Raw genomic sequence first — 23,901 nt, forward strand, 5'->3', positions numbered from 1 at the left:
CGGCCCGCCGTCACGCACCGCGGTCGGCCCGCTGTCACGCACCGCCGCCGGCGGGGTCGTGGGCACGGTCGCGGGCCGCGTCCGGTCGGGCGTGGCCGGCCAGAACGGCTTGGTGTCGAACGGGAAGGTCGGCAGGCTCACGCGCGCCGGCGGCGTCGGGCCGTGGCACAGCGCCCAGTCGACGTCGATCCCGCTGACCCACAGGGGCGCGACCTCGTCCCACCCGCCCTGCCGCAGCCACTCCCCCGTCAGCTCCCGGAGCCGGTCGTTGCGGGCGAACAGCGACACCAGCTGGTCGTCCTGCCGCCGCACCTCGCCGTCGATCGCGCCCTCGGGCACACCGCCCCCGGCGTAGTCCTCCAGCCGCACGGCCAGCGCGTCGAGGTCGTCGGCGACGAACGCGACGCGGGCGGCCATCGCCCGCCGGCCGGTCTGCAGCGTGTACGCCAGCGACGCCAGGTCACCGCCCTCGGCGCGGTACTCCGGCAGGAACTCCACGAGGTCGCGCGCCCGCGCCCGCAACCGCTCGCGGTCCGGCGCGGACAGGACCACCAGGTGCGTCCGCCCGTCGGACGGCGGCGCGGTGCGCGGACCCACCTGTTCGAGCACCGCGTGCACGTTGGTGCCGCCGACCCCGAACGAGCTCAACCCCGCCCGCACGGGCTCCGCCCCGTCCAGCGGGATGTTCCGGTCGGCCACGAAGAACGGCGAGTTCTCCCAGTCGATCCCGGTGTTCGGCACGTCGCAGTGGAGCGTCCGCGGGATCTCGCCGTGGTGCAGGCCCAGGGCCAGCTTGATCAGGCCGGCGATCCCGGCGGCCGCGTCGAGGTGGCCGATGTTGCTCTTGACCGACCCGATGGCGCAGAACCGGTCGCGGTCCGTGTAGTGCCGGTACGCCTCGGTCAGCGCCGCGACCTCGATGGGGTCGCCCAGCTTCGTGCCGGTGCCGTGCGCCTCGACGTAGCGGATCGACTCGGGGTTCACCCCGGCCCGGTCCAGCGCGCCGCGGATCACGTCCACCTGGCCGCGCACGCTCGGCGCGTAGAACCCGGCCTTGTCGCCGCCGTCGTTGTTGACCGCCACCCCGCGGATCAGGCAGTAGACGTGGTCGCCGTCGGCGAACGCGTCACGGGCGCGCTTCAGCACGACCACGCCGACGCCCTCACCGCCGACCATGCCGTCGGCCGCGTCGTCGAACGGGCGGCAGCGGCCGTCGCTGGAGAAGTTCAGGCCGGGCTGGTGCACGTAGCCCAGCTCCATCGTGGACACCAGGCTGGCCGCGCCGACCAGCGCCTGGTCGACCTCGCCGGAGAGGAGCCCCTGGCACGCGAGGTGCACGCCGCTCAACGCCGACGAGCAGTTGGTGCTCACCGCCATGCTCGGGCCGCGCAGCCCCAGCTTGCTGGAGATCATCGTGGGCACGGTGCCGCCCTGCGCGAACAGCCAGGCCGCGTACCCCTCGGTGTCGGCCAGCACCCGCGTGCCCGCCGCGTTCGCCATCAGGCTCGGCAGGAAGGCCTGGTAGAAGTTGTTGCTCGTCGCGGTGTGGACGCTGGTGCGCGGCACGTCCTCCGGGCGGTAGCCCGCGTCCTCCAACGCCTTCCACGCGTGCAGCAGCAGGAGCCGGCCCTGGGGGTCCATGAGTTCGGCGTCGCGCGGCGAGATCCCGAAGAAGGCGGGCTCGAACTCCGCCTTGTCCTCGACCACGGACCGCTGCGGCACGTACCCGGGCCGGGCGATCAGCTCGTCGGGCACCCCGAGCGCCCGCAGTTCGTCGGGCGTCCAGAAGGTGCTGCCGCTGCGGCCCTCCTTCAGGTTGCGCCAGAACTCGCGGTGGTCCTTGGAGCCGGGGAACCGGCAGGACATGCCGATCACCGCGATCGCGTCGTCGAGTCCGGGATCACGGTCACGGTCGTGGTCCCGGCCGAGGTCGCGGTCGGTGTGCCGGTCGCGACGCCGGGACGTGGCCGGCGCGTCCACGCGTGCGGTGGGCGCGGGCTCCGGCGCTTCCGACGGCAGCAGCCCTTCGAGGTGCCGGGACATGGCCGCGATGGACGGGTGCGCGAACAGGGTCGTCGGCCGCAGCGCGCACCCGAACGCCCGGTTGAGGTGCTCGACCACGTCGATGGCCAGGAACGAGTCGCCGCCCGCCTCGAAGAACCCCTCGTCGCGGTCGACGTCGTCGCGGCCGAGCGCCTCGCTCACGATCCGGCGCACGGTCCGCTCGACGTGCGGGGAGCGGACGGCGTCGGCGGACCGCCGCGTCGCTACCGGCTCCCGCCCGCCGGGGTCGCCGAGCCTCGCCCGGTCCACCTTGCCGTTCGCGGTGAGCGGGAAGGCGTCCAGCGCCACGAACGCGCTCGGCACCATGTAGGCGGGGAGGGTCTTGGCCAGGTGGGCGCGCAACGCCTTGGGGTCGATGGCGTCACGCCGGTCGCCGCGCAGCGTGTAGTACGCCGCGAGCCGTTCGGACCGGCCCTCGCGGTCCACGACCACGACGCTCCGGTCGACGTCCGGGTACCCGTCCAGCGCGGCCTCGACCTCGCCGAGCTCGATGCGGTAGCCGCGCAGCTTGACCTGGTTGTCCATGCGCCCCAGCAGGGCCACCTCGCCGGTGGGCAGCCACCGCGCGACGTCGCCGGTCCGGTAGAGGTGTCCGCCGGGCGTGAACGGGTCGTCGACGAACCGCTCGGCCGTCAGCTCCGGCTTGCCGTGGTAGCCGAGGGCGACACCGCGGCCCGCGATGCACAGCTCCCCGGCCACGCCGACGGGCACCGGCCGCAGGTCCCGGTCCACGACGTACAGCCGGGTGTTCGCGATCGGCGTCCCGATCGTCACGGGCTCGTCGCGGTTCAACCGCTTCGCGGTCGACCAGATCGTGGTCTCGGTCGGCCCGTACAGGTTCCACGCCTCGCCGCGGGCGACGAGCTGGTCCTTGAGGCTCTCCGGCAACGCCTCGCCGCCGCAGAGCACCTTGGTCCCGGAGGTGTTCCGCCACCCCACGCGCAGCAGCATCGCCCAGGTGGTGGGGGTGGCCTGCATGACGGTGGGCCGCCACCGGTCCACCTCGGCGGCGAGCGCCGTGGCGTCCTTGACCGTCGTCGGGTCGCAGATCCGGCAGTGCCCGCCGGTGATCAGCGGCAGGTACAGCTCCAGGGCGGCGATGTCGAAGCTGTACGTGGTGACGGCCAGGAGGCGGTCGTCCGGGGTCACGTCCAGCGTGCGCGTCATGGCCAGCAGGAAGTTGGTCAGCGCCCGGTGCGGCACCACGACGCCCTTGGGCTGCCCGGTGCTGCCCGAGGTGTAGATGACGTACGCGACGGCGGGTGTCGTCGGCCCCGGGCGCGCGGCCCGCGGCGCCGGTTCGGCGTCGTCCGGGCGGTCCACCACGTGCAGCCGTGCTCCATGAGTGTCCACTGTGGACAGGAGTTCCGCCACCGCCTCGTGGCAGACGACGAGGTCGGCGCCGCTGTCCCCGATCATGTAGGAGAGGCGCTCGGCGGGGAAGTCGGGGTCGAGCGGCACGTAGGCCGCGCCCAGCTTCACGACCGCGAGCAGCCCCACCACCAGGTCGAGCGACCGCTCGAAGCACACGCCCACGTTGTCCCCGGCCGCGACGCCCCGGCGGGCCAGCGCGTCGGCCAGCGCCGCGGCGCGGTCCGCGAGCTCGCGGTAGGTCAGGGTCCGCTCGCCGCAGGTCACCGCGGGCCGGTCCGGGTCCGCGTCGGCCCGCTCGGCGAACAGGTCCCAGACCGTCCGGTCCTCGGGGACGTCGACGTCCGTGCGGTTCCACTCGTCCAGGACGAGCCGCCGCTCGGCCGGCCCCACCAGGTCCAGCCCGCCGAGCGTCGCCCGGCCGGCGGCCGTGACGGCCTCGACCAGGGTGGCGAAGTGGTCGGCCATCCGCGCGACGGTGTCGGCGGAGAACGCGGTGGGGTGGTACTTCCAGACGAGCTCGAGCCCGTCGCCGGGGACCACGTCCAGCGTCAGGTCGTACTCCCCGACCTGGTGCAGGCCCTCCACCACCCGGAACGGCCACGTCCCGCGCAGCTCGCGCGCCAGCCCGCGCAGGTGCCCGTTGAGCGAGAAGTTCTGGTAGTTGTACGCGACCTGGAACACCGGCGCGCGCAGGTCGTCGCGGTCACCGAGGTCGCGCACGATGTGCGGGAACGGGTAGGCCTGGTGGTCGATCGCCTCGAACACCGTCGACTGGACCCGCAGGGCGAACTCCGCGAACCCGTCGGACGCCACCGGCCTGCTGCGGATGGGCAGGGTGTTGATGAAGTACCCGACCGACGACTCGAAGCGCTCCGACGGGCGGCCGGACACCGGCATCCCGACGACGACGTCCTCCTGCCCGGTGTACCGGTGGAGCAGCGTCTTGAAGACGGCCAGCAGGAACACCGCGGGGATGAGCCCGTTCGCCGTGGCGAAGGACGTGACGGCGGCGGCCTGCGCCTCGGACAGCCGGCGGACGCACACCTCGCCCTCGTGCGGCGCGTCCGGCCCCAGCGTCACCTCGGTGGGCAGGCCGGTGAGCGGGACCCGGCCCGCGAGCTCCCGCTTCCAGTACTGCCGGTCGCGCTCGGCGCGCGCGTCGCCGAGGAAGTCCCGCTCCCACGCGACGAACTCGTCGTACGGGGCGGCGTCCGGCGGCGGTGGCGCCTCGCCGCCGGTCACCCGGGCCTGGTACGCGCGGAGCAGCGTGTCCAGCACGACCCGCAGTGACGGGCCGTCCAGGATGAGGTGGTGGACGACCACGAGGACGTACACCTCGGCCTCGGCGCGGGTCAGCACGGAGATCCGGACCAGGGGCTCGTCCGCCAGGTCGAACGGCCGCCGCGCCCTCTCCTTCAGGTGCTCGACCAGGTCGTCGGGCGAGACGTGCGCGATGTCCGCGTGCTCCACCCGGAAACCGTCGACGCCGAACGGCACCAGGCGCGGGCCGTCGACCCCGTCGCGAACGCGGGACGAGAGGATCGGGTAGCGCTCGACGGTGTCGTGGAGCGCCTGTTCGAGGGCGGCCCGGTCGACGTCCTCGCACGCCAGGCACACCGGGACGTTGTACGAGTAGGTGTCCGGCTCCATCTTGTGCAGCGCCCACAGGCCGCGCTGGCCCTCGGACAGGGGGTGCCCGGCGTGCTGCCGCAGCGCCGCGAGCGCGTCCGCCGTCGAGAGCAGGCCCTCGTCGTACCCGCGCACGATGTCGGGGAGGGTCATGCCGACGCCGCCGCGACCGTTGGTCCGCTCGCGTCCGCTGGGCGTCGAAGGCATGGGTGCCCCTTCCGGGAGAGATCGTGCCGCGCCGGCTGCCGCACCCGACGATGCTGGCAGGTTCGGGGGCCGGCGCCCCCGTCTCGGTGGCGTGCCCTTCGGGGGTGCCCGTTCGGTCACCCGGTCCGTCCCCGACGGCTCCGGGCGGGGTCAGTCCGCCGCGGGCCAGGCGGCGTACCGCCGCAGTCCGTACAGCAGGGGCGGCTCCTGCCGGTGCGCCATCGTGACGACCTCGCCCAGCACGATCACGTGGTCGCTGGCGGCCACGGTGCCGGTGACCGCGCACTCCACGACGGCGTGGGCGTGGGCCACGAGGTGGGGCAGCCCCAGGCGTGCGGTCGGCTCCCACGGCAGCGCGGAGAACCGCTCGGAACCGCCCGAGGAGAACACCTCGGCGGCCCGGCGACCCCCGCTGTGGAGCAGGTTGACCGCGAACCGACCCCGGTCCCGGATGACGGCGAGGGTGCCGCTGCGGTCGGAGACGCAGATCAGCAGCGTGGGCGGCGCGAGGCCGACGCTGCACAGCGAGGTGCAGGTGAAACCGTGGGGCCGACCGTCCCGGTCGGTCGCCGTGACCACCGCGAGCCCGCTCGGGAACGTGCTCATCAGGTCCCGGAACGCTTCAGGGGCCGGGGACGTCGGGGCCGCCTTGCCGGGGGTCTGGGACGCTGTGGCCGGGGACGCCGCGGTCGGGGTCGTCGGGCTGTCGAGGGCGCCGGCTGGCACGGGTTCTGGCATCAGGTCGATCCCTTCCGGTCGGAGGACCACTCGCCCTGACGGTCTGCCGATCACCGACGATAGAGAACCGCGCGGGTGGCGTTGAGTGCCTGTTCGGCTCCCCCCTGGGGCGCGTGGTGGTGACCGACCGGGCAGGCGGTCACGGTCCACCACCGGCTTCGCGACGGCGTTCCGCGACCGGCGACACGGGCCGCGGGCGGCCGTTACGCTCGTCCGGGCCGTGCGCCCGGCGTGGCCCGGCGTGGCCCGTCGTCGTGAGCGTCGTCGCGGAGGTCGCGGGCAGCCCGGGTCGACCTGTCCGATCGGCTACCCCCGCCGTAGCCGGTCGGCGGCTCCTTCCGAGGTTGCCCGGGCCTCCCCGCACCGGTGATCCTCGGCGCTTGGATCCTCGGTGTGCCACGCGGCACAGGAGCAACGAACAGGAGCCTTGGCATGACGGATCTCGCCGCTCACACCCCGGACGCCGCGGTCGACTCGCTGTTCGAGGTGTTGCGGGGCAATGCCGAGCGCGCTCCGGGTTCCACGGCGCTCCGGTTCCTGCCTCCCGGCCACGCGCCGGGCGAGCGCGGCGAGGTCCTCAGCCGGGGCGAGCTCGACCTGCGGGCACGTGCCGTCGCGGCGGCGTTGCAACGCGAGGGCGCCGCCAGCGCGCGGGTGCTGATGCTGCTGCCGTCCGGCCCGGAGTTCCTGATCGGCTTCGTCGGGTGCCTGTACGCGGGCGCGGTGGCCGTGCCCTGCTCGCCCGACTTCGCCAAGACCGCGCAGGGCGCGACCGACCGGTTCGTCACCGTGGCGGAGGACGCCGAGGCGACCGCGGTGCTCACCGTCGCCGAGCTCGCGCCGACGTTGCGCGACCGGTGGGGGCCGGACCGCACGCCGCCCCGGACGTGGATCGACGTCGACGCGCTGGGCGAGGACGACGCGCGGCCCTGGACGCCGCCCCGGACGTCCGCCGACGACATGGCGCTGCTGCAGTACACCTCGGGGTCGACCGGCCGGCCGAAGGGCGTCGCGGTGACGGTCGGCAACCTCGCCGCCCAGCTGGCCAACTTCCGCGCGATCAGCGAACTCCCGGCGGGCGGCAACGTCGTCTGCTGGATGTCGCCCCTCCACGCGCTCGGGCTCGGGCAGGTCCTGCTCGCGCAGGTGGTGGGCGGCGAAGCCGTGCTGATGACGCCGGAGGACTTCGTCGCCGACCCGTTCCGGTGGCTCGCGGCGATCTCCGCGACCCCGGGACCGGTGCTCAGCGCGGCCCCGAACTTCGCCTACGAGCGGTGCGCCGTCTCGATCGACGAGGAGCGGCGGGCCGGGCTCGACCTGTCCGGCTGGGAGGTCGCGCTCATCGGGGGCGAGCGGGTGCAGGAGCCGACGCTGGAGCGGTTCGTCGCCGCGTTCGGCCCGGTCGGTTTCCGGCGTTCCTCCCTGTTCCCGGCGTACGGCCTCACCGAGACCATGCAGATCGTGGTGGGCAAGCGGCGGCCCGACCCGCTCGGCGTCGTCGTCGACGCCGCCGAGCTGGAGCTGGGTCGTGCCCGGCCGGTGTCGTCGGGCGACGGCACGCGCACGCGTGAGCTCGTGGGGTGCGGCGGCGCCGGGCCGTTCGGCCGGGTGCTCGTCGTGGACGCCGAGTCCCGCGTCGAGTGCGCCCCGGGCCAGGTGGGCGAGGTCTGGGTGAGCGGCCCCGTGGTCTGCCGCGGGTACTGGAACCGGCCCGCCGAGACCGCCGAGACGTTCACCGGTGTGCTGGCGAACGGCGACGGCCCGTTCGTCCGGACCGGGGACCTCGCGTTCTTCCACGACGGCGACCTGGTGCTGTGCGGCCGGCTCAAGGAACTGATCATCATCCGGGGCCGCAACCTCCACCCGCAGGACATCGAGGGGGCCGTCCAGCAGGTCGAGCCCGCGCTGTCGAGCCTGCCGGTCGCGGCGTTCTCGGTGGACTCCGACGAAGGTGAGCGACTGGTCGTCGTGCAGGCGGTGGAGCCGGGCGGCGCACTCGGCGACCCGGCCGCGCTCGCCGACCGGATCCGCCTGGGCGTGGCGAGCGCGCACCAGGTCGAGGTGCACGAGGTCGTCCTGGTAGAGCCGTCGGCCGTGCCGCGCACGCAGAGCGGGAAGATCCAACGGCGCAACTGCCGGGACGCCTACCTCGACGGCAGCCTCACCGCCCTGGCGAGGAGCAAGGACGCCCCACCGTCCGACACCGCCGGTTCCCCGTCGGCCGTGAGCGGTCTCCTGCTGGCGCTACCCCCGGAAATCCGCGCGACCGCGATCAGCGCGGAACTGCGCGGGCGGATCGCGGGCGTGCTCGGCGTGAGCCCGGACGCGCTGGCCGAGGACAAGTCGCTGATCGCGTCGGGCATGGACTCGATGCGCATGATCAAGCTGCGTCAGGACATCGAGCGGGAGTACGGCGTCACCGTCCCGATGTCGGAGTTCCCGGGGGCCACGGTGCACGACCTGAGCGTGGCGATCGCACGCGGCGTCGGCGGGCAGACGGACTGACGGGTTGACGGCGTCACCGGGCGTCGCGCCACCAGCGACGCCCGGTGATCAGTTCGTCGAGGTCGCGGAGGCTGTGGTCGAGTGCCGCGCCGGGGCGGCCGAGTGCGACGCGGAGGTCGGAGACCAGGTAGGCCGCTTCGCGGGTCTCGCACTCGGCGCGGAGCGTTTCCGGGGACGTCGCCGTGGTCCGGGCGACGACGTCCAGGACGGTCTCGAAGTGCGGGCCGCTGAACCTGACGAGGAAGAACCAGTCGTCCACCGGGTCGCCGATGCGGGCCCACTCGAAGTCCAGCAGTGCCGTCACGCTTCGGCCGTGGACGAGCCAGTTGCCCCAGTGGCAGTCCGCGTGGACCGGGACGGTGGCTCGGACGTGCAGCGGGGCACGCTCCGCAATCGCGACCAGACCGTCGATCACGTGGCGGGGGATGACGCCGTCCCGGTCGAGGAGGGCGAGGGTGTCGACCTGGTCGCTCAGCGCGGCACGGCCGACGAACCCGCCGTGGTCGATCGCCTCTGCCAGGATTTCCTGCGCTTGACGCGTGGGCGCCCAGTCGTGCAGCGCATCCAGCCGGTGGACGGCCTGTTCCGCCAGGAGGCGGGCGGTCGCGGTGTCCGTTCCGGGCAGCCCCATGCCGGGAGCCGTCCCCGGCACGCGGGCGTAGCAGGCGAACCGGACGTCGCGCGTCCCGAGCCGGTGGAGCCCGACGGCGAGCAGCGGGCCTGTGAGACCGGACGGCAGGTGGGGCGCGAGCGCGGTCTCCCGATCGAGCCGCGAATGCCCGTCCGCGATCTTCACGACGACGTCGTCGCCCACGTGGACGTGGTGGGAGTCGCTTGCGGCGGCGGTCATGGGGCCGGGCTCACGCCCCAGGGCCGCGTGCACGATCGCGCGAGCGGTCTCAGGGGACGGGCGTGGTGTCATGCGGTCAGCGTCGCGCACGCCTGCCGGTTCGGCAGGTCACCCGGCGGGCTCTCCGCGGAGCTCCGGCCGGAAGCCTCGAACCGTCCCGGTTCGAGGAGCAACTCCTCGAACCGGGACGGTTCAGACAGGTCGGCGGACGGCGTTGATCGCCTCAGCCCACCTGGGCCAGGTTCGAACTGCCGCTCACCGCCTTGGGAGCGGCGAGGCCGACGTTCACTCGGCGAAGTGGACGATTCCGTCCACCGGCGGGTGTTGCTCCCGGTACCGCGCATCGTAGGAAGTGAGCGGGCTCGGATCGCCGAACACCAAGTCGTACTCCGCCCAGTAAGCCCGGCCGGCGACGATGTACTCCTCGACCGTCCCTGGCGCCAGCAGGAAGACCGAGCCGTACAGGTTCCGTCCTCCCAACTGCGGGCGAAGTCGCTCCAACGCGGTGTCGTCCGCGACCCGGAGGTCCACCGCATCGAGGTCGGTCCAGCACGAGATCCGCTTCACGTTGACGAAGGAGATGTCGAGCACCCTCACCGGCGTGCCGGACGGCAGGTCCTCGTACTCCTCGACTGGCGGGTAGCCGCGGAGCACCACGTGGGTGTGCCCGAACGCGTACTCCACGAGGCTGAACAGCCGGGAGTCGTCCGCCACGCCCGGGGAACGACGCTTGGTGTTCATCGGACCCGTCTCCATTCCCCGTGCTTGCGGTTGTAGCGGTAGAAGTCGACCTGGTCCATGATCCCGGCCTGGCCTATCCGAGCCAGTTCCCACTGGGTCCACGACCCGCTGTCGCTCTTGTCCAGCCCGATCTTCTTCTCGCCCGGCACCCGCACGTCGGCGAGCGCCCTCTTCAGCGCCGCCGCCGGACCGTCGTTTCCACCCGGGAGCCGATCGAGCATGAACGAGATCTTGGCCTTGCCGATCTTGACGTTCTCGATCGCGGCCAGCACCTCGCCTTGCCACTCGTCGGCCGGAGCGTTCATCAGGTGCCTGGCTCCGACCTGTTTGGCGAAGTTCTCGACGTTGATGTCACTGCCCTTGGAGCGCCCGGCGCTCACGCCCAACGCGAGGTGGTCCGAATCCTCGCACGTGTCGTCCTCGTTGTGCGTCAGTACCGCGGCGGCTCCGGCGAGCACGTGGTACGTGTGCAGGCCGTCGACGGTGAGGTTGTGGACCTCGCGGTCCGGGGCGAAGGCGCGGGTGGTGGTGACGGTGGCCGGGCGGTGGTCGGCGGTTTCGAAGGTGTAGCCCGGCTCCAGGTCCTCGGCGTTCACCCACTTCTGCAGCGACTCGACCCAGAACGGGTGCTCGTCGGTCGCCGTCAGCTGACCGGAACCCCCGTCCGTCTCGACGGTGATCTCGTAGAGCAGGCGTTCCGCCTGGTGCGAGCGGGTGTCGGTGACGGTTCGCGCGCCCGTCTCACCGGTGGTCGGGTCGGTCGCCACGACCTGGTCGCCCACGACGACGTCGGCGATCGCCTTGCGCGACCCGTCGGCCATGAGGACCGGGGTGTCGCCGGAGAAGCTGTTCGGGTCGAACGACACCCGGCAGGACGCGCCGGCGGCCGTCTCGGCCCGGGCCTGCTTGCCCTTGGCGCCCGGCGCCTTCTTCTTCCGCGCGCCCAGCTCCATCAGGTTCTCGGCGTACGGGATGCCCGACGTGGACAGGACTTCGGCGACCTGCGTCTGGGCCGCTTCCTTGATCACTTCCTTGCCGACGCCGAGCATCGCCGTCTTGATCGTCTCGTAGACCTTGTTGAGGTCCTGCACGTTCGTCACGGTCGCCTGCACGATGCGGGCGGGGGCGTTGGGAACGGCCGAGACGATGTTCTTGGCGTTGGCGATCCTGGGCTTCAGGGCCGCCTGCATGGTGGGCATCGGGTTGTTCTTGACGGCCCGCGCCACGGCCGCCTTGGCGGCGGACGTGCGGGCGATGGCCGCCTGCAGCGCGGCCCGGGCCGCGGCGGCACGGCGGGCTGCCGCTTCCGCCGCGAGCTTCCGCGGGTCGGGCACCGCCTTGCTGGACGGCGGCACGCCGCTGCCCTTCTTGATCGGCACGCCGTCCGGGCCGCGGACGTTCTTCGGCGACGAGTAGTCGGGCGTGCGGCCGCTCGGGGCGTCGGGGGTGCGCGGTGTCGGCACGTTGTCCGCGCCGCGCATCGCGTCGTAGCCCCGGTTGCCCCACTTCGCGGCGGTCGCACCCCAGCCGGCGAACGGCACCATGCCGGCGAACGACAGGCCCGCGTCGACGTAGTTGCCCTCGGCCAGGTACCAGACGCCGTTGATGCCGTCCGCGATCTCGCCGAGGCCGGGCACGAGGCCGGCGACGTCGAGCGCGGTGTGGCCGACGGTGCTGAGGTTGTCGCCGACCCAGCTCACGGCGTCGGAGAACCAGCCGTGGCCGTCCGGGTCGAAGCCGTTCAGGGGTGAGCCGACGCCGTAGACGTACCGGTTGAAGCCCGCCGAGCCGGGACCGCCCTGGGTCACCGAGTCACGGCTGCTGAACGTGCCCGTGGTCGGGTCGTACCACCGCGCGCCCATGTTGACGCGGCCGCTGTCGGGGTCGGTCCAGTCGCCCTGGAAGCCGACGTTGCGCTTCGCGCCCGAGGTCGCGGTCCGGTTGCCCCACGGGTCGTAGGCGGTCGAGTCGGGCAGGGACGTCAGCGCGGTCGACGGGTCGAACCCGCCGATCACGTCGCCGTGCTTGTCCGACAGCAGCAGCCGCTTGTCCGCGCCCTGCGCCAGCGACAGCAGCTCGCCGGACGCGCCGCGGCCGTACGTCGCCGTCCCGTCGCTGACGGCGTCCATGCCCGCGCCGGAGTACCGGAACGCCTGCGCGCCGCGGGACACCGGCCGGTCGAGGCCGTCGTAGGCGTAGGACGTCGAGCCGACCGTGATCAGCCGGTCGAACGCGTCGAAGTCGAACTTCTCCTGCAACCCGGAGCTGGTCCGCGTCTCCACGGTGCCGCGGGCGGTGTGCGTGTAGGTGTAGTCGCCGTCCGACAGGAGCCGGTTGCGCTGGTCGTAGGTCGCGGTCTTGGCGCCGTTGCGGACCCGGTTGCCCGACGCGTCCCAGCCGTACTCGGTGGTGACGCCGTTGGCGGTCCACGACGTGGTGCGGCCGAGCTGGTCGTAGGCGTAGGTCTGCTCGCCCGCGCCGGCCGTGCCCGCGCCGACCTTCTTGGTGAGCCGGTTGTTCGGGTCGTAGGTGTAGGCGATGGACGCCACCGCCGCGCCGGCGGCGTTCTTGGTGACGTCGGAGACCTCGCGGCCGAGGTCGTCGTAGCCGAGCCGGCGGACCCGGCCCGCGCCGTAGTCCATCGTCTCCAGCCGGCCGGACGCCGTGTAGCCGAACCCGATCGAACCGCCGGTCACGCCGTCCTGCACCGAGGTGAGGCGGCCCGCCGCGTAGGTGAAGCCGGTGGTGCCCGCCGCGTCGGTGCGGGTCGTCAGGCGGCCCTGCTCGTCGTAGCCGAACGTGGCGTCACCGGACGGGCCGGTGGCCGACGTGAGCAGGCCGCGGGCGTTGTACTCGTAGGAGTTCGCGCCGCCCGGCGCGCTGACCTTGGTGGTGCGGCCGACGGCGTCGTACTCGACGACGCGGTCGGCGGTGGCGGCGGTCGCGCCGGCGCCGGTCTCCTTCACGAGCCGGCCGAGGCCGTCGTACGCGCGGGTCCTGGTCACGCCTCCCGGCGCGGTCATCACGGTCGGCCGGCCCACGCCGTCGTACGTCGCGGTCCACGTGCGGTCCGCGGGTGACGGGTGCGCGTCGGTGGCCGGCTCGACGACCGACTCCGGCTTGCCCAGCGCGTTGTAGGTGTAGAACGTGCTGTTGCCGCGCCCGTCGGTGAACCTCGTGCGCCGCCCCGACGAGTCGTAGCCGAACGTCGTGGTGATCGACTCGGTGTCCGTGACCGGCTCGACCAGCTGGGTCAGCTGACCGAGCGCGTCGAAGCCGAACCGGGTGGTCTTGCCCAGGGCGTCGACGGACGTGATCCGGTTGCCCGCGATGTCGTACGTGTGCCGGACGGTGCGGAGGGCCTGGCCGGCCGGACCGAGGTCCGTCTCGGCGACCTGGTTGCCCGCCTGGTCGAGCTTCACGTACCGGGCCCGGCCCTCGGCGTCCTTCGAGTAGACCTGGTTGCCGAAGCTGTCGTACCCGAAGTGGCTCACCACGCCGGCCGGGTCGGTGACGCCGGTGCGCTGGCCGAGCTTGTCGTAGGCGAACCTGGTGACCTCGCCCTTCGGCGACGTGATGGTGGCCAGGTTGCCCGCGTCGTCGTAGCCGAACTTCGTCTCGTGCGCCGCGGGCGTCGGGCGCAGCTCGATCTCGGTCTGCGTGACCGGGCGGCCGAACTGGTCGTAGGTGCGCCGGGTCTCCCCCAGCGCCGGGTCGGTCGTGGCCAGCAGCTCGTTGGCGTGGGTGTAGCCGTAGCGCCAGCTGCCGCCCGGCTCGGCCGGGTTCCGCGGGTTCGGGTCCTGCTTCTCGACGACGCGTCCGCGCTGGTCGTAGTACATGCGGATGACCGCGCCGGCGGGGTCGGTCGTCTTGGTGACGCGGCCCATCCGGTCGTACTCGGCCAGCACCGCCGCGGTGATCGGCGTGGACGCGCCGGGCGGCTGGTAGGCGGGCGACTCGGTGCGCACGGTCCGGCCGGCCTTGTCGTAGGCCATCCTCATGACCCCGCCGGCCGGGTTGCGGACCTCGGTGACCTCGCCGAACGCGTTGTACCCCGTCGTCGTGGTCGGCCGGGTGACGGTCGCGGCCTGCCCGTTCTCCTCCACGCGCACCGGCGGCAGGACGACGGCCGTGGTGCGGCCGCGCTCGTCGTAGCGGTACTCGGTGGTGTGGTCGGCGGCGACGCCACCCGTCACGTTGCCCAGCGGCGCCACCACCTTGGTGACGAGGTCGCGCTGGTCGTAGCTGGTCCGGGTGACCACCGGGCCGGTCGGGCCGCGCAGCGCCTCCTTGACCTGGCGGCCGGCCACGTCGTACTCGAAGTCGACGACCTCGGCGAACGACGCGCCGAACGTGCCGGTGCCGGAGTGCGAGCCGGTCCGCACGACCTGGGTGATGTTGCCGCTCAGGTCGTAGCGGTAGTCGGTGCGGCGGCGGAGCGTGTCCGGCTCCTGGGTGGTGGCGACGACGCGGCCGGTGGCGTCCACCTCGTGCGCGACGACCTTGCCGCCCGCGCCGACCTGGCGGATCAAGTTGCCGGCGGCGTCGTAGGTGTTCTGCTGGATGACGACGGGCAGCGTCTCGGGCCGGTTGTCGGCCTTGGCCGTGATCTCGCGGACCAGGCCGTCGCCGTAGTAGGAGTAGGCCGTGCGCCGGCCCATCGCGTCGACCTGCACGGACAGCCGGCCGGAGTGGTCGTACTGGTTGGCCTCCAGCACCAGGTCGGGCAGCGGCGTCTCCGGGTCGGCCGGCGCGATGTCGGTGGCGCCGGGCGTGATCGCCTTGCCGTGCCAGCCGACCAGCCGGACCTGCGCGACCTTGTTGCGCGCGGTGTAGGTCCAGACGGTCTTCACGCCGTTGGCGTCCACCGCCCACGTGCGGTTGCCGAAGTGGTCGTAGCCGAACGACGCCTCGTTGCCCTCCGGGCCGACCGCCTTGACCATGCGGCCGTACCCGTCGAACTCGAACGTCGAGGTGCGCGGGCTGCCGGGGTCGGCGAGGTCGACGACCTCCGCCTTCGTGGTGTTGCCGTCCGCGTCGTACTCGGTCGTCTCGCGCTCGGTGCGGGCGGCGCCGGTGACGGCGTTCGTGGCGGCCGGGTAGGTCACCTCCACGACGCGGCCGAGCCGGTCGTACCGGTACGTGGTGCGGACGCCGGCCGGGTGCGCGTCGGAGTGCTCGGTCGCGGTGAGCCGGCGGCCGAGCGCGTCATACGTGAACACGGTCCGCAGGCCGGACGGCGACAGCGTCTCCGCCAGGTCGCCGTTGGCGTGGTACTTGTTGACGACGGTCGCGCCACGCGGGTCGGTGGTGGCCTTGAGCAGCTGCGCGGGTTCCTTGCCGCCGCCCACGGCGTCGGACGTGCCGTCGGTGTAGGTGTGGAACGTCGACCCGCCGTCCGGGCTGGTCTCCTTGGCCAACTCGCCGAACGGCGTGTGCTCCGACGTCGTCAGGTACGTGTTGTCGGCCGGGCCGGACGACCGCGCGTCACGCGTGGCGACGAGCTTGTCGGTGCGCGGGTCGGTCGGGTCGGCCGTCGCCGGCTGGTACGCGTAGCGCGTGGTCTGGCAGTTGTCGGGCGTGCGGCACGTGGTCTTGCTCGTCAGGTTGCCGCGGCTGTCGTGCACGAGGGTGGCCTTGTTGCCGTCCTCGTCGGTGATCGTGTGCTGGAAGCCCGACTGGTCGTAGTCGAACAGCCGCACGCCCAGGCTCACCACGAGCCCGCTGCACGTGACCAGGCCGTCCTCGTTGGTCCGGCAGTCGCGGCCGACGACGTCCTCCGGCCGCGGTCCGGTGCCGAGCGGCGTGACCTGGCGCAGGATGCGGCCCTTGAGGCCGTCGAAGTCGTAGTACTGCGGCCGCCCGCCCGGGTCGACCACCCGGACCGAGCGGATGATGTTGGTCTCCGACCCGCCGACCGTGGGGACGCCGAGCTGCCAGCGACCGCCGTCGCTGTCGACGTACTCCCGCATCCGGTCGTGGACGTTGTCGTAGGCGACCTCCGCGGCCACCCGCATGCTCGGCATGGTCACCTTGGTGACCTGGTCACCGCGCACGGCGGCGCGGTGGTGGGCGGCGACCTGGACCTCGCCGAGCGGCCGGGCGTAGAGGGCCACCTCGTCGACCTGGGCCGCGATCGTGGTGCGCCCGGTGCCGATCGACGGGTGCGCCGCGGTCGTGTGCGCCGCGCCGACCTGCACGTACTCCAGGCGCGGGTGGTCGATCACACCTTCGAGCGAGCCGACCTTCCGACCGTCGAGGTAGAGCGTCTGGGTGGCCAACGAGCCGGACAGCACCACGTGGTGCCACTTGTCGTCCCGGACGCTGACCGCGCTGGTGATCGGGTTGACCGTGCCGGTGTGGAACTGGCCGCGGAGCTTGCCGTCCGAGCCGACGTAGAGCAGCGGCGCGCCCGCGGTCGGCGACTCGGTCAGCGGCTTGTCCTGGTAGCCGACCAGCGGGCCGGCCGAGGACGTCCGGAACCACAGCTCGACGGCCAGGTCGCGGTGCTTGTTCAGGGTCTGGTCGGGCAGGCGGACGTGCGCGCTGCCGCTCAGCTCGACCGCGCGGTCGTCACTGCCGTCCAGCGCGCCGGGCTTGCCGTGGTTGACGGGGGCGGTGCCGACGAACGTCGCCTTGTCCTTGCCCAGCTTCACGCCGATCTGGCTGCCGGCGTCCGGGCCGGCCGCCTCGCCGAGCCGCCAGTACGAGTCCGGGCGCGAGTCCAGCACGACGCTGCGGTAGTGCGAGCCGTCGCCGTACTGGTAGCGGGTGCACTGCTCGTCGGGGTTGCACGCCTCCAGCAGCCGGTCGGCGTCGTAGCGGTAGAGCCACGTCAGCGGTGCGCCGTCGACCGGGTCGGTCTTGACCTCGACGACGTGGTTGCCCTCCCAGCGGAAGACCAGCGTGCGCTTGCTGGTGTGGCTGACCGCCTTCCACAGCCTGCTGTCGACGTCGTACACCAGCTCGACCTGCCGGGCCGCACTGTCCTTAATGGACTTCAGCTTGCCGTCCGCGCGGAACGAGTAGACGGTGCGGTCCTTGTCGACCAGCCGCCAGCCGCCCGCCTCCACCTCCGGGATCGGCGTCAGCGTGGCGAACCGGCCGGGCGGCGCGGTGTAGCTGCCGTCGGGGTTGCGGCCGAAGCGGATCTGCTGGCCGTCCGGGTAGGTGACGATCACGTTGCCCGAGCCGTCGGCGTCGGCGACGATCCGCATGTCGTAGCGGGACGACCAGCCGGTGCCGAACGCCAGGTCGCGGCGCGGGTCGAGGCTGTTGTACGTGCGGGCGACGTTCAGCTCGGGCCCGACCGTCGCGGTCGTCGCGTCGACCGCCGCCGTCGTGTAGTTGCCGACCATGGGGTCGAAGCCGAGGCCGTTGCCGGTGTACGGGGCGTTGCCCAGCCGGGACGTCACCTCGGGCTGCGGCACGGACGACAGCAGCGCCGAGAACGGCAGGCCCTCGCTCTCGGACTGGCCGTCCCACAGCCACGTCCGCCACAGGTAGACGCGGTCCCAGCGCAGCTTGCCGTCCGGGACGGTCCAGTAGACGTTCGGCTGGCGGCCCGAGTCGAAGCAGGACACCGGGTTGCCCTGGCCGTCGCGCTCGCACACCTCGAACCGGTAGTGCAGCGGGTCGTTCTCGTGGTCCTCGCCCTTGGCCCACAGCTGCGGGCGCAACGTCTCCACGCTGTGTCCCGCCGGCGGGTACTGCTCGCTCACCACCGGCGGGATGTTGAAGATCTGCAACGTGATGCGGGCCGGCGCGACCTGCTCGTCGGTGAACATCACGGCGTTGTGCCGCATGGAGAAGTCGAGGACGTACACGCCCTGGTCGCGCTTCTCGACCACCGCGTCGAGGGTGACCGTGTCGCCCGGCGGGACGTCGCGCGGCAGGCCCGCCGACCGCACCGTCGCCAGGAGGTGGTTCGTGTTCGCGTCGAACAGCTTGTACGCGAGGTCGTAGGAGGCCGCGGTCCACGTCGACGCGCCGGTGTTCGTGACCTTGATCTTCACGACGCCGTTCTGCACGCGCGTGACCGGCGGGTTCGGGATCGGCTGCTCGATGACGTACCGGGCGTCGTACGGGCTGTGCGTGACGTACAGCTTCGGCGGGTTCGCCGAGTTGCTGCCGGTGAACTTCTTGAAGCCGCCGTTGGTGCGGTAGTCGCCCGCCCGCAGCGCCAGGCCGTGGTTGACGCCGCCCTTCACCCAGTCCTGGATGAGCTGCTGGCCGCCGATGCCGAGGTCGACGAGTTCTCCCGCGGCGGGACAGGCCGAGCGGGTCTGGCCGAGCGCGATGAAGCCGTGCGAGAACGACGCGCCCGCGATCGGGGCGCCCAGGGCCGGGCCGGTCGTGCCGGCGGACCAGTCCTGCGCCACCGGGTGCACGGTGAGGGGACGCGGCTGGCAGGTGGTGGAGTCGAAGTTCACGACCTGGAGCGCGGCGCCGAAGACCTTGTGGTTGCGCAGGCGGGACACCACGTCGGGGAACGCGACGTACGACGTGTACGACACGCCGCCGTCCAGGCCGATGCGCAGCTCGCTCGGGTTGTGCACCCGCGTGCTGCCCGCGATGTACATGCTCTGCGTGCCGCGACCCTCGAAGACGCTCGGGTCGACCAGCACCGGGTACACGCGCTTCGGGTCGTCCAGCCACGCCGCGTCGAGCACCACGCGCAGCGTGCGCCCGTTGTCGGCCAGCTCGTACCGCACGTCGTGGGAGGTGGCCGGACCGGAGGTGTCGGTCACCGGCGCGGAGTCGACCATGTAGCCGGTGGGGATGCGCATCCGCTCGGCGCCCGAGCCGTCCACCAGCGAGACCGCGCCGTCGACGATCCGCGCCGTGAGGCCCTTGAGCCGCAGGGGGAAGCTCCAGGACCGGGCGGCCGCGCGGTCGTGGAGGACCATCGTCTCCTTCGCGCCGCCCGGCACGGACTCGATCCGCAGGTCGGTCCGGTCGGCCACGCCCGGGTAGGTGACCGTGGCGCCGTCCGCCTGCCCCGCCACGTCGCGCGCGCCGCTCAGCCCGTACGCCAGCTCGTGGTCGCCGTCGAGCCGGACGCGCACCAGGTCGCCCGCGGCGGCCGAGCGCGCGAAGCGGACGTCCACCTGGTCGGCGGCGTTGTGCCAGCCCGCGCCGTCGTCCACCAGCGTGGGGTCGATCGGCGCCCAGGTGCCGTCGGGCTGCCGGTGGTTGACCGGGGTGTTGCTGAACTCGGTGGTGTGCGTGCCGTCGGCGTTGCGGAACGTGCGCTCGTTCGGGCCGCGCCGCGCCGGGTCCTCGACGCTGGTGTCGGCGTCGAACCCGGTGGGGTTCGTGGGCGCGTCGACGACCTTGGCCTCGTTGCGGACGACGTCGTCGAGCTGCTGCGTCGCCGGCCGGGCGTACTTGGACTGCTCGGACACCGGCATGCCCTGGTTGCCGTCGCGGCCCTCGACCGTGTCCGGCAGCCCTTCCGCGGTGCCGGACTCCTGGTCCGCCGCCAGGTCTCTGGCTCTGTCGAGCAGTTCCGCGAGCGCGGATCTGTCGTCGTCGCCGCCGGACCACGGGGACCACGGGAAGGTGGGGCCGCCGACGCCCACGACCAGCGTGGCCGTCAGGAACAAGCCGAGCAGCGGCAACAGGAACTTGGGCGCGCGAAAGCGCCCGGCACGACGGCCGACCATTGGATTTCTTCCCCCCGGGAACGTCACTGCGAACCAGCGCGTCGGCGACAGTAGGGACGCCCGCCGGAGTCCACAAGGCTTTCGCTGCGCACCGCGTCGGGTCGCGAAGCGCACACCTCGAAGTGGCGTGCGGAACCCTCCCGGAACGGGAAAACCTCTGGTAGAAAGCCCGACGTCGGCGTCCCGAGGGGGGATGCCGCTTCCACCGGGCGCACGGCGCACCGTCGCCTTCCCGCGCGCCCGCATCGAGGGGCACACACATGACAAGACCTTCGCGCCGGGTGTTCAGACGCCTGGTGCAACTCTCGCTCGCCGCCGTCCTGGGCGCGGTCGGCCTGCCGGTCCTGGCCGCCGGCGGCAACGTCGCCGGCGCGGTCGAGACGGCGCAGTGCGCGTCGCCGGCGAACGTGTTCACGTCGATCGCGAGCAACCCCGACTTCCGGCTCCGCCGGCACAACGACGCCGCGTCGGGCAGCGACGCGTGGACGGGCGACCAGGGCATCGGCTGGGGCTGGGACACCCGGTTCTTCGCCGGCGCCAACGGCCACGTCTTCTCCATCACGGCCGGCGGCGACCTGCACCGGTACCGCTGGAACGGCACGGCGTGGGACAACGGCGGAACCCCCGCCTCGCTGGGCGCCGGGTGGAGCCCGTGGAACCAGCCGGCCCACCGGTACCGGATCACCGCCGACAGCAACAACAACATCTACCGGATCAACCCGACCGGCGAGCTGGTCCTGAGCCGGTACGACGAGACCACCAAGGCGTTCACCCACAAGGCGATCGCCACCGGCTGGACGAAGTACGACCAGCTGTTCGCGGCCGGCGACGGCGTGTTCTACACCCGCGACCCGAACGTCAATTCCGGCACGCTCTACCGCTCCCAGTACGACTTCCGCACCGGCACGTGGATCCAGCGGGAGAAGGACCTCGGGTGGGGCTGGAACGGGTTCAAGCAGCTCGTCTCCCCCGGCGCGGACGTGATCTACGGGATGGTGCCCGGCGGCGAGCTGTGGTGGTACCGCTACCTCCCGGCCCAGGACACGTGGGCCGGCGCCGCCTCCGGCGAGTGGAAGGTGCGGATCGCCGCCTGGACCGACGTGGACGAGATCGCGCCGGCCTCGGACGGCTGCAAGCTCGGCGCCGTCGCGCCCGACGTGGAGTGCAAGCCCTCGGCCAACGTCTTCGCGTCGACGACCGACAGCGGCCTCTGGTTGCGCCCGCACGGCGAACCGGAAACCGGTCTGTCCAATTGGAACGGTCCGAGCGGCGTCGGCTCCGGCTGGAACACCCGCTTCATCACCGGCCCCAACGGGTACACGTACCTGGTGCGCGCCGACGGGGCCGTGGACCGGTTCCGCTGGAACGGCGCCACGTGGGACGACAACGGCGTCAGCGTGCGGATCGCCACGAACTGGTACGGCTGGAACGACGCGGTCGTCCGCTACCGCCTCACCGTGGACACGAACAACCACTTCTACGGTGTGCTGATCAACGGCGAGCTCGAGCACAGCATCTACGACGACGTCGCCAAGACGTGGACGCAGAAGGTGGTCGACACCGGCTGGGGCCGGTTCGACCAGGTGTTCGCCGCCGGTGACGGCGTGCTCTACGCGCGCGACCCGGCCATCGCCGACGGCACCCTCTACCGGTTCCACTACGACTGGAAGAACCGCCGCTGGCTGGACTACGGCACGCACCTCGGCAGCGGCTGGAACGGCTTCAAGCAGCTGGCCTCGCCCGGCGCGGACGTCATCTACGGCCTCGGCAACAGCGACATCTACTGGTACCGGTGGGACGCGGCGGCCAAGACGTTCGCCAACAGCGCCGAGGGCACGTGGAAGGAGCACGTCCTGCACTGGCCCGGCATCTCCGAGTTCGGCGCCGCGGTCGACTCGTGCAAGCTGGTGTCGCCCGTGACGGTGACGCCGCCGACCGTGCCCGCGCCGTCCAACGAGCGCCCGCAGCTGGCGTTCAACCCGGGCACGCAGCGGTTCGAGATGGCGGCGGTGACGGACTCGGGCACCCTGGTGCACGGCTACCAGTCGTCGGCCGGTTCCGAGTTCCTGGAGTGGAACGGGCTGTCCGGCTACCAGACCACGGCCGGCCGGCCCACGTTGGCGCAGCGCCAGGACGGCCGGTTCGTCATCCTGGCCAGGAACACGGGCGCGCAGGCCGTGGCGTTCACCCAGAAGACCACGGGAAGCACCTTCTGGGACGGCCCGGCCGGCGTGAACGGCGCGATGTCGAGCGGCCCGGTGGTGGTGCGCGGGGCGAACAACCTGCTCACCGCGTTCGCCGTCGACGACAAGAACAAGCTCTGGTACGCGGAGGAGTTCGACGACACCCGCGGGTTCAGGCCGTGGCGCAAGGCCGTCAGCTCCACCGACTACAACATGAGCACCGACTTCACCGTGGTGCCCAGCGGCAACGGCTTCGAGGTCGTCTACCGCAGCACCGCCAACGTGATCGCGGCCCGCAAGCTGGTCAACGGCGAGTTCGGCCCCGGCCGGGTCGCCGCCGGCATCAGCGGCGCGGGCACGCCGGCGGCCGTGGTGTTCGCCGACGGCAAGGTGCAGATCGTCACCCGTGCCACGGACAACAAGCTGTACACGCAGAAGGAGGGCACGTCCTTCGCCGGGTGGACGAACATCAGCGGCACCCTGACGTTCGCCGGCTCGCCCGCCGCCATCGTCAACGCCCACGGCATCGTCGAGGCCGTCGTCCGCGGCTCCGACGGATTCGTGTACCGGGGCGGCCAGACGGTGCCGGGCGCCTCGACGTGGCGGCTCTGGCACACCAACGAGGACCCGGCCGTCGGAGATCCCGCGTTCGCCGGCACCGGCGGCTCGGAGGAGCGGGTGCTCTTCCGGGGCGGCGACGGGAACTACTTCCTGTGGCAGGTCACGGCGTACACGTCGAACTCGGGCACGGCGCTGTCCACCGCGCCCGGCGCGACGTCGCGCGAGGTCGTGACGATCAAGTCGAGCAAGGGCAAGGTCCCGGACGGCAAGTGACCGGTTCGGGTTGATCACAGTTCCGGGTGGCCGGTCCCGCGCGGGCCGGCCACCCGGCGTTCAGCCGGGGACGAGGGCGACGCGCCGGGGCGGGACGACCACTCGGCGAGGACGTCGGGGACCTGCCGACAGCGGCGGGCGGGGAGACGGCCGGTGCGCCGTCGGCGGACGCTCATCGCGTCGGGGCGGACACGCCCTTTCTCTCGGACATGCCGCCATGATCACAGCCGACCTCGCGGCGCGGCAAGCGCTATGCGGGACGGGCGGAGCGGCACGCGGCGGCCGGGCAGCCCCACGTGGTGGTGGCCGTGCCGACGGTCAGCAGCGCGGCGTGCGCCAGGAACCGGTCCCGCTTCGCGCGCTCGTCGAGGTTCGCGCAGTAGCACGCGGTGTCCGCCGGCGGCTGCTCGTCGTGGGCGAGGCCCATGTACCCGAACGGCACGCCGAGGCCCTTCGCGATGTCGGTCAGCGTGTCGTACGCCTCGACCCTGCCACCCGCGAGGACGCGGCCGACGTCCTCGTCGGACTGCCCCGTCAGGGCGACGATCCGGTCGCGCGGCACGCCGTGGTGCCGCAGGAGCCGGTACACGGTGGCGATGTCGCGGGCCGCCAGCGCGGCGCGCATCTCGCGCTGCTCCCAGACGTCCGGCAGGTCCGCGCCCACGTGCGACGGGCGGACCGCGCGCTCGTCCAGCGCCGGGCCGGGCGCGGTGGCGGCGAGCCACTCGACCCACGCCCACTCCGGTTCCACCGGCGTGGCCACGGCGCGCGGGTCGGCCGCCGACAGCGTCAGGCCGCGCACCGCGTTGCGGAACCCGTACGGGACGGCCGCCGTGCCGGGGATGCCGCACCCCGAGCCGGCCAGGATGGCGGCCACCGACTCGGCCCGCGGGCCGCCCCGCCAGTACAGCTCCAGGACGTCGCCGACCACCACGCCGTCCAGCCACGCCGCACCGCGCCACAGCGGCAACCGCCGCAGCACACCGCTCATCTGGTCGACCGGCCGCGCCTCGTCCGGGCCCGGCGGGGACTCGCGCGGGTCGAGGCCGTGGCGCTGGGGCTGATCAGCGTGGTGGCGCCGGTGATCGCGACCGGCAACACCGCCGTG

Annotated in this window: 7 protein-coding genes and 1 pseudogene; 2 read left to right on the top strand and 6 right to left on the bottom strand. The window is 72.7% G+C overall.

Annotated features, from left to right (window positions below; genetic code table 11):
- Both ACFQ3T_RS19325 and ACFQ3T_RS19330 read right to left on the bottom strand, forming a co-directional pair.
- Positions 1-5,274: amino acid adenylation domain-containing protein (locus ACFQ3T_RS19325; RefSeq protein ID WP_380724699.1), on the bottom strand; the 5,274-nt coding region annotated here is incomplete at its 3' end.
- A gap of 150 nt (positions 5,275-5,424) precedes the next feature.
- A complete protein-coding gene (locus ACFQ3T_RS19330; protein ID WP_380724700.1) occupies positions 5,425-5,880 on the bottom strand; it encodes a flavin reductase family protein in 456 nt (151 codons plus the stop codon).
- Between the two features lie 564 nt (positions 5,881-6,444).
- On the opposite strand from ACFQ3T_RS19330, the gene ACFQ3T_RS19335 reads away from it, so the two are divergent.
- Positions 6,445-8,517, top strand: a complete 2,073-nt coding sequence (locus tag ACFQ3T_RS19335) for an AMP-binding protein (RefSeq protein ID WP_380724701.1) — start codon at positions 6,445-6,447, stop codon at positions 8,515-8,517.
- Between the two features lie 13 nt (positions 8,518-8,530).
- Here ACFQ3T_RS19335 and ACFQ3T_RS19340 read toward each other — a convergent pair whose 3' ends face one another.
- The 3 genes from ACFQ3T_RS19340 to ACFQ3T_RS19350 form a co-directional block, all read right to left on the bottom strand.
- Positions 8,531-9,367 (bottom strand): phosphotransferase family protein, encoded by an 837-nt coding sequence (locus tag ACFQ3T_RS19340; RefSeq protein ID WP_380724702.1) that lies wholly within the window; start codon positions 9,365-9,367, stop codon positions 8,531-8,533.
- Positions 9,368-9,652: 285 nt separating this feature from the next.
- On the bottom strand, positions 9,653-10,108 hold the full coding sequence (locus ACFQ3T_RS19345) for a hypothetical protein (protein ID WP_380724703.1): 456 nt from the start codon (positions 10,106-10,108) through the stop codon (positions 9,653-9,655).
- Entirely contained in the window at positions 10,105-19,776 is a 9,672-nt protein-coding gene (locus ACFQ3T_RS19350) for a polymorphic toxin-type HINT domain-containing protein (RefSeq protein ID WP_380724704.1), read from the bottom strand. Before ACFQ3T_RS19350 ends, ACFQ3T_RS19345 begins: the two co-directional genes overlap by 4 nt.
- A gap of 281 nt (positions 19,777-20,057) precedes the next feature.
- Here ACFQ3T_RS19350 and ACFQ3T_RS19355 point away from each other — a divergent pair, with 281 nt between their 5' ends.
- The gene (locus ACFQ3T_RS19355) at positions 20,058-22,793 is read left to right on the top strand and encodes a tachylectin-related carbohydrate-binding protein (RefSeq protein ID WP_380724705.1); all 2,736 of its coding nucleotides are present in this window, start codon (positions 20,058-20,060) and stop codon (positions 22,791-22,793) included.
- Between the two features lie 250 nt (positions 22,794-23,043).
- Here the strand turns inward: ACFQ3T_RS19355 and ACFQ3T_RS19360 are convergent.
- Positions 23,044-23,901 (bottom strand): annotated as a pseudogene (locus tag ACFQ3T_RS19360) (hypothetical protein); the annotation flags it as partial.

This window comes from Saccharothrix hoggarensis, from assembly GCF_042678885.1.
Classification (GTDB): domain Bacteria; phylum Actinomycetota; class Actinomycetes; order Mycobacteriales; family Pseudonocardiaceae; genus Actinosynnema; species Actinosynnema hoggarensis.

Excerpts from the sequence above, each read along its gene's own strand:
- ACFQ3T_RS19330 (WP_380724700.1), bottom strand. The coding sequence starts at position 5,880 with ATGAGCACGTTCCCGAGCGGGCTCGCGGTGGTCACGGCGACCGACCGG.
- ACFQ3T_RS19335 (WP_380724701.1), top strand. The coding sequence starts at position 6,445 with ATGACGGATCTCGCCGCTCACACCCCGGACGCCGCGGTCGACTCGCTG.
- ACFQ3T_RS19340 (WP_380724702.1), bottom strand. The coding sequence starts at position 9,367 with ATGACCGCCGCCGCAAGCGACTCCCACCACGTCCACGTGGGCGACGAC.
- ACFQ3T_RS19345 (WP_380724703.1), bottom strand. The coding sequence starts at position 10,108 with ATGAACACCAAGCGTCGTTCCCCGGGCGTGGCGGACGACTCCCGGCTG.
- ACFQ3T_RS19350 (WP_380724704.1), bottom strand. The coding sequence starts at position 19,776 with ATGGTCGGCCGTCGTGCCGGGCGCTTTCGCGCGCCCAAGTTCCTGTTG.